The sequence below is a fragment of the Agreia sp. genome (assembly GCF_964263775.1).
Taxonomy (GTDB): Bacteria; Actinomycetota; Actinomycetes; order Actinomycetales; family Microbacteriaceae; genus Agreia.
The window spans coordinates 1-9,704 of sequence record NZ_CAXVWM010000091.1 but is presented as its reverse complement, the minus strand read 5'-3'; the positions used below and the strand labels follow the sequence as shown (position 1 = coordinate 9,704).

Annotated in this window: 10 protein-coding genes and 1 riboswitch; of the genes, 6 read left to right on the top strand and 4 right to left on the bottom strand. The window is 66.1% G+C overall.

Annotated features, from left to right (window positions below; translation table 11 throughout):
- On the top strand, nucleotides 1-422 hold a 422-nt coding region (locus tag ACE5CZ_RS07495), incomplete at its 5' end, for an ATP-binding cassette domain-containing protein (RefSeq protein WP_374946705.1).
- A 32-nt stretch (nucleotides 423-454) separates the two neighbouring features.
- Here the strand turns inward: ACE5CZ_RS07495 and ACE5CZ_RS07490 are convergent.
- The gene (locus ACE5CZ_RS07490) at nucleotides 455-1,813 is read right to left on the bottom strand and encodes a DUF222 domain-containing protein (protein WP_374946704.1); all 1,359 of its coding nucleotides are present in this window, start codon (nucleotides 1,811-1,813) and stop codon (nucleotides 455-457) included.
- Nucleotides 1,814-2,068: 255 nt separating this feature from the next.
- Here ACE5CZ_RS07490 and ACE5CZ_RS07485 point away from each other — a divergent pair, with 255 nt between their 5' ends.
- The gene (locus ACE5CZ_RS07485; protein WP_374946703.1) at nucleotides 2,069-2,791 is read left to right on the top strand and encodes a hypothetical protein; all 723 of its coding nucleotides are present in this window, start codon (nucleotides 2,069-2,071) and stop codon (nucleotides 2,789-2,791) included.
- A gap of 41 nt (nucleotides 2,792-2,832) precedes the next feature.
- The gene (locus tag ACE5CZ_RS07480) at nucleotides 2,833-3,561 is read left to right on the top strand and encodes a copper resistance protein CopC (protein ID WP_374946702.1); all 729 of its coding nucleotides are present in this window, start codon (nucleotides 2,833-2,835) and stop codon (nucleotides 3,559-3,561) included.
- A gap of 72 nt (nucleotides 3,562-3,633) precedes the next feature.
- On the opposite strand, the gene ACE5CZ_RS07475 is transcribed toward ACE5CZ_RS07480, so the two are convergent.
- The 3 genes from ACE5CZ_RS07475 to ACE5CZ_RS07465 all read right to left on the bottom strand — a co-directional run bounded on the left by ACE5CZ_RS07475 (nucleotide 3,634) and on the right by ACE5CZ_RS07465 (nucleotide 5,468).
- Nucleotides 3,634-4,200: a TetR/AcrR family transcriptional regulator gene (locus ACE5CZ_RS07475; protein WP_374946701.1), complete on the bottom strand. Its 567-nt coding sequence runs from the start codon at nucleotides 4,198-4,200 to the stop codon at nucleotides 3,634-3,636.
- Entirely contained in the window at nucleotides 4,197-5,054 is an 858-nt protein-coding gene (locus ACE5CZ_RS07470) for an oxidoreductase (RefSeq protein WP_374946700.1), read from the bottom strand. Before ACE5CZ_RS07470 ends, ACE5CZ_RS07475 begins: the two co-directional genes overlap by 4 nt.
- A 66-nt stretch (nucleotides 5,055-5,120) precedes the next feature.
- Nucleotides 5,121-5,468, bottom strand: a complete 348-nt coding sequence (locus ACE5CZ_RS07465; RefSeq protein WP_374946699.1) for a LysR family transcriptional regulator — start codon at nucleotides 5,466-5,468, stop codon at nucleotides 5,121-5,123.
- A gap of 117 nt (nucleotides 5,469-5,585) precedes the next feature.
- Nucleotides 5,586-5,681: riboswitch (glycine riboswitch) on the top strand.
- A 167-nt stretch (nucleotides 5,682-5,848) separates the two neighbouring features.
- On the opposite strand from ACE5CZ_RS07465, the gene gcvT reads away from it, so the two are divergent.
- The 3 genes from gcvT to gcvP all read left to right on the top strand — a co-directional run.
- On the top strand, nucleotides 5,849-6,997 hold the full coding sequence (gcvT, locus tag ACE5CZ_RS07460; RefSeq protein WP_374946698.1) for a glycine cleavage system aminomethyltransferase GcvT: 1,149 nt from the start codon (nucleotides 5,849-5,851) through the stop codon (nucleotides 6,995-6,997).
- Nucleotides 6,998-7,001: 4 nt separating this feature from the next.
- A complete protein-coding gene (gene gcvH, locus ACE5CZ_RS07455; protein WP_374946697.1) occupies nucleotides 7,002-7,373 on the top strand; it encodes a glycine cleavage system protein GcvH in 372 nt (123 codons plus the stop codon).
- A gap of 7 nt (nucleotides 7,374-7,380) precedes the next feature.
- The coding region (gene gcvP / locus ACE5CZ_RS07450) for an aminomethyl-transferring glycine dehydrogenase (protein ID WP_374946696.1) at nucleotides 7,381-9,704 on the top strand (2,324 nt) is incomplete at its 3' end.

Sequence of the window (9,704 nt, the reverse complement as noted above, 5' to 3'; positions counted from 1 at the left end):
CTTACAACCGCATGCTCGACGAGCTCGACCTCGACGATACGGTCACCCACGCGGTGAACGCCCTGCCCGACAGCCTCGCCCTCACCGCGACGCGCAAGTCGGTTGGTCGATTCCTCGCCATGTTCCAGTTCTCCGAAGCCGACCTCAAGAAGCGCATCCGTGAGCTGTCCGGCGGCCAGCGTGCCCGCGTCGCGATGGCCCAGTGTCTGTTGTCTGGCGCATCCGTTCTGCTGCTCGACGAGCCCACCAATCACCTCGACCTGGCCAGCACGCAGGTGATGGAACGCGCGTTGGTGCATTTTCCGGGCGCGGTCGTCGTGGTCAGCCACGACCGGTTCTTCACAGACAAGATCGCAAACCGGATGCTCGTGTTCGGCGCGGCGGGCGCAGAGCCTGGCGAGATAGACGTCACGGCTGCGTAGGGCCTCGGCGGTGCCGCGCACCGTTCTTTCGGCTAGAAGGGCGGCTCGTCGTCACCGGTGACAGGAGGGCCAGGTATGCCTGCGTCAACCGTGCCGCGGTACCAATTGCGGGCCGGCTTGTCGGCGTTGTCTGGTGCGTCGCGAAAGCTGATGCGTCTGGGGGCGGGCCTCGCCAGGGATGGAGGTTCGTGCTGTCTCGTATGTCCCGACGGCGAAATGGAAATAACGGTGCCGTCGGCTCGAGTGCTGAACTGCCACGCCGTCTTGTGTTTCACCTTGTGGTGGGGTGCGCATTGCGGAACAAGGTTCGCGATCGACGTTTCACCCAGGGGAAAAGGCACGTTGTGGTCTGCGTCGCAGTCGCGGGCGACTCGAGTGCATCCCGGGAATCTGCAGGTGACGTGGATGAGGTCGACCAATTCGCGCATTCTCGGGTCTGGCCTGTAGCGGGTGATGCCGGCGGTGATGACGGCTCCTGTGGCAGGGTCGGTCAACACCCGCGAGAAATACGGTGCGTTGGCGGTCAACCGGGTAGCAGTCAGTGCGTCGATGGGTCCGTATCCCTCGAGAGACGCGCTCTCATCGCTGAACCCCAGCAGCGAGAGCGCCGGAACGGTTACGTAGACATGCGCGCGGACTGCGTGCGCTGGAGCGCCCGGCATGCTGAGGTAACCGTTCAGGAGCAGATCTGACGCCACATCTGCGTGAAGCTGCGTGATGGTGCGGGGATCGCCCGCCGCTCTGAGCGCAAGGGCGAAGCGGTGGACGCGGTCGCGGATGGCCTCGTTCTCGACAGCGGGCTGCCGGATTCCGAAGACCGACATTCCGGCGTCATCATCAGCGGTGTCGACGAACGTGATGCGGGCCTCGGCAGCATTCAGGTGACGCTCGACGGCATCCTCCATGGTGGCGGCCTTGGCCTCTCGACCGGCTCTCGTGCGCAGGAGATGCACCGGCTGCTTCTTGGCGAGCTCGAGCATGCGCAGTTCGAACTCGAGCTGCTTCTCGTCAGGGAGGCAACTGCCGAATTGCACGATGATCTCGGCGTGGCGGAGTGAAATGTCGCCGCAATACAGGGCGCGGTGAGTGTGCACGAATGTCTCGGCGAGCTCGTAGCTGGTCTCGATGAGCGCGTAGGCCGCACGCTCGCTGAGATTCTCCGCTGAGGCGAGTTCCGTTGCGAACTCGCGCCGTGCGACGGCCTCAGTCGACCATTGCGGGCCCCCGCCTGACCGGTCGACCGGGTTGAGCGCCTGACCCGCGGCGCGTGCGACGGTGACCAACCTGGCTCGCTCCGCCTGCAGTGAGGCGATCTGACGTGACACCTCGTGCACTTCGTCGATCGCCGTACGAAATGAGCTGACAAGACGAGAGTCGGGCTCGGTGATCACGGCGCACCTTTCGCGTAGTGAGGGATATACGTCTTATCAAAGTATAGCTTCTTTGATCTAAAAATAGAACATATGTTCGACACAAGTTTTCCAATGTCTTGCGTTTCCCTCTCCGTTGAGGAACTCACTACGCTGTGGAGCACCACGCTTGCATTACCACTGCTGCCCGAAGGGCTGACCATGAGAGCACCGAGACCTGGCCCGTCGCCGCGCGGTGCAGACCGCACAACGAAGCATCCTCCGCACCGAAAGCTCATGCCCGATGTGAGGCTGTGGACCGGAATCGCCGCGATCGCGGTCGCGGTTCTCACAGCCACCGAATTCTCTGTGCAGGTTTTCGTCGTCGGCGCGCGCCCCAGCCTCGACGATGAAGTCGCCCTCGTCGACTTCATGACGCGAACGAGCGGCGGCACCCTGCTCACGATCCTCATCGACACCATGCTCATGGCCGCGCTCATCGTGTTCCTCGCCGGATTCCGCCAGCTGATCACGCATGCAGAGGTGGCACTGCAGTGGGTCGCCGACCTCGCCTACGGCGCAGGACTCGTCTTCGTGGCGGTGACGCTCGTCGGCGATGCGATGGAGGCCGGCACGGCACTCGATGTGACCGGGATGGCGGGCGACTACTCCGTTCTGCGCGCGCTCACGGTCGGTCACACGATCCTGTTCGGCTCGATCGGATGTGTGCTGACGGCCCTTGTCGCAGCCGCCAGTGCATACGTCACGCTGGGCTCCGAGGCGCTTCCCCGATGGACGGGCTGGTTGGCCTACGGCGTCGCGATCCTCAACCTGGCGGCCGTGCCGACGATGTTCGGGGGCACCGACCCCGCCTCGTTCGTCGCAGCCGGAGGCGCGGGAACGGCACTGTTCGCGACCTTCCCGTGGCTCGTCTGGGTCACGGCGATCGGCATCGTGACGATTCGTGACCGTCGGCGACCGTTCGGCGTTCCGAGCGAGCGCCCAGCCGCCGCCGCGTGACTCACGGCGGCGTCGGAGCGCCGTCGGCTATCGTGAGCGGCGTGACTCGACGCCTCCTCGCAATGCCCTCCGCCCTTGCCCTGACCGCCTTGCTCGGCGGGGCCCTTGTGCTCGCAGGAGCATCCAGCGCCTCGGCTCATGACGCCCTCGAATCGTCGAGCCCGGCCGCGGGAGAGGTCGTGACCGTCGACCCGGCCGTGGTCGCGTTGACCTACAGCGACGAATTGCTCAGTCTGGGCGGCGACACGAGCGCTTTTGCGATCCAGGTGACGGATGCGTCGGGCGCGTTTCACGAGAACGGATGCGTCATGGTCGACGGTCTCGTCGCATCCAGCGATCTTGCCCTGGGTGATGCCGGAACCTACACGGTGACCTGGCAGGTGGTCTCGAGCGACGGGCATCCGACGTCGGGCAGCTATGCGTTCGAGTATCAGCCCGTCGACTCTGCGAACTCGCTGCCCGGGATGCCGGCCGCGCCGGTCTGCGGCGAGCAGTGGGCGGGGTCGCCGCTCGAGAACTCGGCCCCGATCGCGACCCCGGAACCCACCATGACGACGATGGCGGAGCCGCCGGGCGAGGCGGCGACGGCAACGGCCGAACCGGTGGTGAATGATGACGCGACCGTCAATAGTGACGGTAACCGCGTCGGTGTCGCCATCGCCGTGTCGATCGCTGGCCTGGCCCTGATCGTGACCGTCATCGTGCTGACGGTCAGGCGCATTCGGCGCGATCCGTTCGAGAAGCCCGAAGACCCCTCAGACGACGAGTAGCGCTTCGCTGCTGGCGGTACAGAAGACCGCGGTCGGATCTTTCGCAGGGGCACACCTGCCGATCCGCGCGCTCTAGACCAACACCGACGCGACGAGGGCGTCGACCTCGCCGTCGTCCAAGGCCTGTCTCCCGGTAACGAGACGCCACATCAGGGGACCGAAAAGGATGTCGAAGGCCAGGTCGGCCGTCAGGTCAGAACGGACTTCACCGTGCAGCACGGCTCTCTGCCACAACACGTGGATGCCGTGCTGCCGACTGTCGGCAAGGCGCGTCTCGAGCCACGCGCGCGCATCCTCGTCTTGCGCCGCCTGAGAGAGGATACCGGCAAAGGCGCTCCCGACAGGCGAGGAGTAGAAGGCGGAGACGGTGCGGATCTGCTGAGTCAGGTCTTCTCGCGCCGTTCCCGTGTCAGGCATGGCTGTGTCGAGGGCGAGTCGATCGGCGAATGCATCGATCGCGACACACAGCCGGTTCGGCCAGTGCTTGTAGATCGTCGTTTTCGAGACCCCCGACCGATCCCGGATGGCGTCGATAGTCGCCGCGCCCAAACCACCCTCCGTCAGAAGCTGTGCTGTAGCGCCAATGACCGCCGCTCGGGACCGGCTCACACGCGTTCCCAATTCGTTGCGCGTCGTCATTTCACGCTGTTCGACGGGCTCGTCGTGAAGGCCGTGTTCGAGGCGAGGTCGCGCCAGGCCTCGAGCTCGTCTCGCACACGGGCAAGTTTGCCTTCGACCATTGCCACGGCATCCGGCCCGACTTGGAGCCGCAGTGGCGGATTCTCTGATGTGACGGCTTCGACAATGACAGCGGCACCCCGCGCAGGATCGCTTGGTTGGCCGCCGTTGCTCCCGTCGACCGCGTGCCTGACTCTTCCCGCTGTCTCCGAGTAGTCCGCGTATTCGCGCTCGATGGTTTGCAGCGAGCTGCCGTCGAGGAAGTTGGTGCGGAAGCTGCCAGGTTCCACAATCGTCACGTAGATGCCGAGCGGTGCGAGTTCGGCATGCATCGCTTCACTCAGGCCTTCGAGCGCGAACTTCGTGGCGCCGTAGACGCCCCATCCGGCGACCTGCGCGAAGCCACCCATCGAACCGATGTTCACGATGTGACCCGACCGTCGGGAGCGCATAGACGGGAGGACGACGCGGATGACGTTCAAGACGCCGAACACGTTCGTCTCGAAGACGGTCTGAACTTCGGCGGCAGAAGCCTCCTCCACGGCGCCGAGCAATCCGCGCCCTGCGTTGTTGACGAGAAAATCGATGCCGCCGAACCGTTCGAGTGCCTCTTCCACGGCGCTTTCAACCTGCGTCTCATCGGTCACGTCGAGGGCCACCGGGAGAACCCGCCCGTTCGGCGAATGCTGGAATGCGTCGTCGATGCTGGACTTGTTTCGCGCTGTCGCAACGACATTGTCTCCTGCGGCCAGCGCATGCTGGGCGATCTCGAATCCCAACCCGCGTCCCGCTCCGGTGATAAACCACGTAGCCATTACTACTCCCGTCAGACAGTGTACTGAACGAACAGTACACCTCGCGGACCGTGGTCCCGACGAGCGTCAGCGGCTCTGCCGGCGCTTGCCGATCCGCGGGGCGCCCTTGACCGCCGGCGCCCGGCCTTTGCCTTTCGACGCCTTCGCCTTGCCGCCTGCCTGGGGAGCTGTAATCGTGGAGTTGCCCGTCGACTTCGCGAGGTCGGCGGCCGCCTTCTCGGCGAATGCGACGCCCTCGGGGGTGAGTACCGTCGACTCGGCGTCGTAGTCGAACAGCGGATAGCCCAAGTTCTCTTCGAGCTGCTTGACGGCGGCGATCATGCTCGAGCGCGGAATGCCCTCGATCTTGGCCGCTTTCGCGAAGTGCAACTCTTTCGCCGCGGTGATGAAGAGCTTGTTCAATCGATGGTCCACGGGATCCGTCCTGACTGCGCGATGCGCCCGGTCGCCTCTCAGGCTACGCGCTCGCGCCGCGCGTCTGATCGCGGGTATGTTGCTAGGCTGGCCGCACAAACGAATATCGGGCCGACATCACGCGATGCGGGAGAGCCCGCCGATCATCTCGGCAGGCACCGAAGGAGCAATTCTCCCCAGCAATCTCTCAGGTACGTGTACCGCATCGAACAGGCCACTCTGAAAAGCGATCGCGACGACACGTCTGCGATCCGCCCACGGTGAAAGCCGCTGCCGACGCGCAGCGGCGAAGCTCTCAGGCACTGATGACAGAGGGGGAGTTCTTGACTGCTCGGGTTCATGCCCGTGCTTCGCACTGTCCACTGCGCACTGGAGAACTCGTGACCGATAGATACTCCCCGCTGAACGCCATCCATGTGGCCGCCGGAGCCAGCTTCACCGATTTCGCCGGATGGCAGATGCCGGTGCGCTACTCGAGCGATCTCGCTGAGCACCACGCCGTGCGCACCGCCGCGGGCATCTTCGACCTCTCGCACATGGGAGAGATCTTCATCGTCGGCCCGGAAGCGGCGGACGCGGTCGACTACGCCCTCGCAGGCAAGCTCTCGGCCACGACGATCGGCCAGGCGAAATACAGCCTGTTGCTCGATCGCTCCGGCGGCATCATCGACGACGTCGTCGTGTACCGCACGGGAGATGACCGGTTCATGGTCGTGGCCAACGCCTCGAACAGGGAGGTCGTCGCCGCCGAACTCCTCGAACGCACCTCGCCGTTCGAGTGCGAGGTCTTCGACGAAAGCGACGACCTCGCACTCATCGCCGTGCAGGGCCCGCGCTCACGCGAGATCCTCACCTCCACCGACGGGTTCGCGATCGAGGGCAGCCACCCCGACGGGCGCGACGTGGGCGACACACTCGCCGGGCTCAAGTACTACCGCGCTTTTTCGGGGTCGTTCCGAACGCATCCGGTACTCATCGCCCGAACGGGCTACACGGGCGAAGACGGCTTCGAGCTCTACGTCAGCCCCGACCGCGCCGAAGAACTCTGGAACGCGCTGACCGAGGCCGGCACCCCGCTCGGTCTCGTTCCCGCCGGGCTCGCGAGCCGCGACACGCTGAGGCTCGAAGCCGGCATGCCGCTTTACGGCCACGAACTCGGCATCGAGACGTTCCCGGTGCAGGCCGGGCTGGGGCGCGTCGTCGCCGCGGCGACGAAAGGCGACTTCGTGGGTCGCGAGGCTGTCGAGGCCGGTCCGGCACCGGATGCGCGCACGCTGGTCGGCTTGGTCGCCGAGGGCAAGCGGGCAGCCCGGGCCGACTACGAAGTCTTCGCCTCCGACGACTCGACCGAAGCCATTGGCGTCGTGACGAGCGGCGCCCTGTCGCCGACCCTCGGCATCCCGATCGCCATGGCCTATGTCGACGTAGCATTTGCGGCTCCCGACATGACCGTCAGCATCGACATCCGCGGCACGCGCCTCAGCTACCGCGTCACCACCCTCCCGTTCTACCGCGCGAAGAAGGACTGATTTCATGGCTACCGAAAGCGAACTGCAGTACACGGCAGAGCACGAATGGGTGCTCGTCGAGGGAAGCACCGCCACCGTGGGCATCACGGCCTTCGCGGCCGAGAAGCTGGGCGACGTGGTCTTCGTCGACCTGCCCGACGTGGGAACATCCCTCGCCACCGGCTCGATCGTCGGCGAGATCGAATCGACCAAGTCGGTCGGCGAACTCTTCGCCCCGGTCGACGGAACGGTGCTCGAGAAGAACGCCGCCGTCGAGGCCGCTCCCGAACTGGTGAACAGCGATCCTCTGGGTGACGGGTGGCTCATCAAGATCGAGTTCACCGAGCTGCCGCCGCTGCTCTCGTTCGACGAGTACACCGCACTGCTGGGGGAGTAGCACACCGATGTCGCTTCCCTTCACCGCGCGCCACATCGGAATAGATGACAGCGCACAGGCAGTCATGCTCGCCCGCCTGGGCTACGACTCGGTCGACGCGCTGGTGCGCGCCGCGATCCCCGGATCCATCCAGCTGTCGGAGACGCATCGGGCCGAGGCCATTCCGGCCGCGGCCACCGAGCGCGAGACCATCGCCGAGCTGCGTGCGCTCGCCTCGCACAACACCGTGAACCGGTCGATGATCGGACTCGGCTACTACGACACGATCACGCCCGCGGTGATCCGCCGCAATGTGCTCGAGAACCCCAGCTGGTACACGGCGTACACCCCTTACCAGCCCGAGATCTCGCAGGGGCGCCTCGAGGCGCTCATCAACTTCCAGACCATGGTGGCCGACCTCACAGGCCTGTCGACGGCGAACGCATCCATGCTCGACGAGGCCACGGCCGTAACCGAGGGAATGCTGCTGGCCCGACGCGCGTCGAAGTCGACCTCCAACATCTTTCTGGTCGACTCCGACGCCCTTCCGCAGACCAAGGCGCTGCTGCGCTCGCGCGCCGACGCGGTCGGCATCGAGATCGTCGAGTTGACCCTCGACCGCGTCGACCACCCGGCGTCACACGATCACCCCCTCGCCACCGGATTCGGCGCCTTCATCCAGTACCCCGGCGCATCCGGCCGCGTCTGGGACCCGCGCGATGTGATCGAGGCGGTGCACGCATCCGGAGGTCTCGCCGTCGTCGCGGCCGACCTGCTCGCCCTGACGCTCATCACGTCGCCCGGCGAGCTCGGCGCCGACGTCGCCGTGGGAACGAGCCAGCGGTTCGGCGTTCCGATGGGCTTCGGCGGCCCGCACGCCGGGTACATGGCCGTGCGCTCGGGGCTCGAGAGGCAGCTGCCGGGGCGCCTCGTCGGCGTCAGCCAGGATGCCTCGGGCCACCCGGCCTACCGGCTCAGCCTGCAGGCGCGCGAGCAGCACATCCGCCGCGAGAAGGCGACGTCGAACATCTGCACGGCCCAGGTACTGCTCGCCGTGATGGCGGGAATGTATGCGGTCTACCACGGCCCGGAGGGGCTGCAGCGCATCGCGCTCGACGTCAACGGCATCGCCCGGCGGCTCGCCAGCGCCCTCGAGGCCGCCGGGGCTGAACTCGTGCACGAGGACTTCTTCGACACCATCCAGGTGCGGGTGCCCGGTCGCGCTGCCGAGATCGCCGCCCGGGCGCACGCGGGCGGCTACCTGGTTCATGTCGCAGACGGCGACACTATCGGAGTGTCGGTCGACGAGACCACCACGGTCGGCGACATCGACACGATCCTCGGCCTGTTCGGCGTGCCGCCCACGAACGATTCCGAGCAGCTCGCCGTGAGCCTGCCAGAGCACATCCTGCGCACCAGCGACTACCTCACCCACGAGGTCTTCAACACCCACCGCTCCGAGACATCCATGATGCGCTATCTCAAGCGCCTCGCCGACTACGACTACGCGCTCGACCGGGGCATGATCCCGCTCGGTTCGTGCACCATGAAGCTCAACGCCGCCACCGAGATGGAGGCCGTGACCTGGCCCGAGTTCGGCGCCCTGCACCCCTTCGCCCCTCGCGCCGACGTCGAGGGCTACCTCACCCTCATCGCGCAGCTCGAGACGTGGCTCGCCGAGGTCACGGGTTACGACTCCGTCTCGTTGCAGCCGAACGCCGGAAGCCAGGGCGAGCTCGCAGGCCTGCTTGCGATTCGCGGCTTCCACCACTCGAATGGATCGTTCGATCGCACGGTCTGCCTCATCCCGTCGAGCGCGCACGGAACAAATGCCGCATCGGCGGTGCTCGCGGGCATGAATGTGGTCGTCGTCGCCTGCGACGAGAACGGCAATGTCGATGTCGACGATCTGCGCGCCAAGATCACGCTGCACGCCGACAAGCTCGCCGCCCTCATGATCACCTACCCGTCGACCCACGGCGTGTACGAGCACGAGGTCGCAGAGATCTGCCGACTGGTGCATGAGGCCGGCGGCCAGGTGTACGTCGACGGGGCCAACCTCAACGCCCTGCTCGGCTTCGCGCGGTTCGGCGACTTCGGCGGAGACGTCTCGCACCTCAACCTGCACAAGACCTTCTGCATCCCACATGGCGGCGGCGGCCCCGGTGTCGGACCGGTCGCGGCCAAGGCGCACCTCTCCCCCTTCCTTCCCGGGCACGCCCAGGCGCAGGATGCGTCGCATCCGCTCGCCGGCGGCGGCACCGTCGTGCACGCGGGCGGACCGATCTCGGCCGCGCCGTACGGCAGCCCGAGCATCCTGCCCATCAGCTGGTCGTACGTGCGCATGATGGG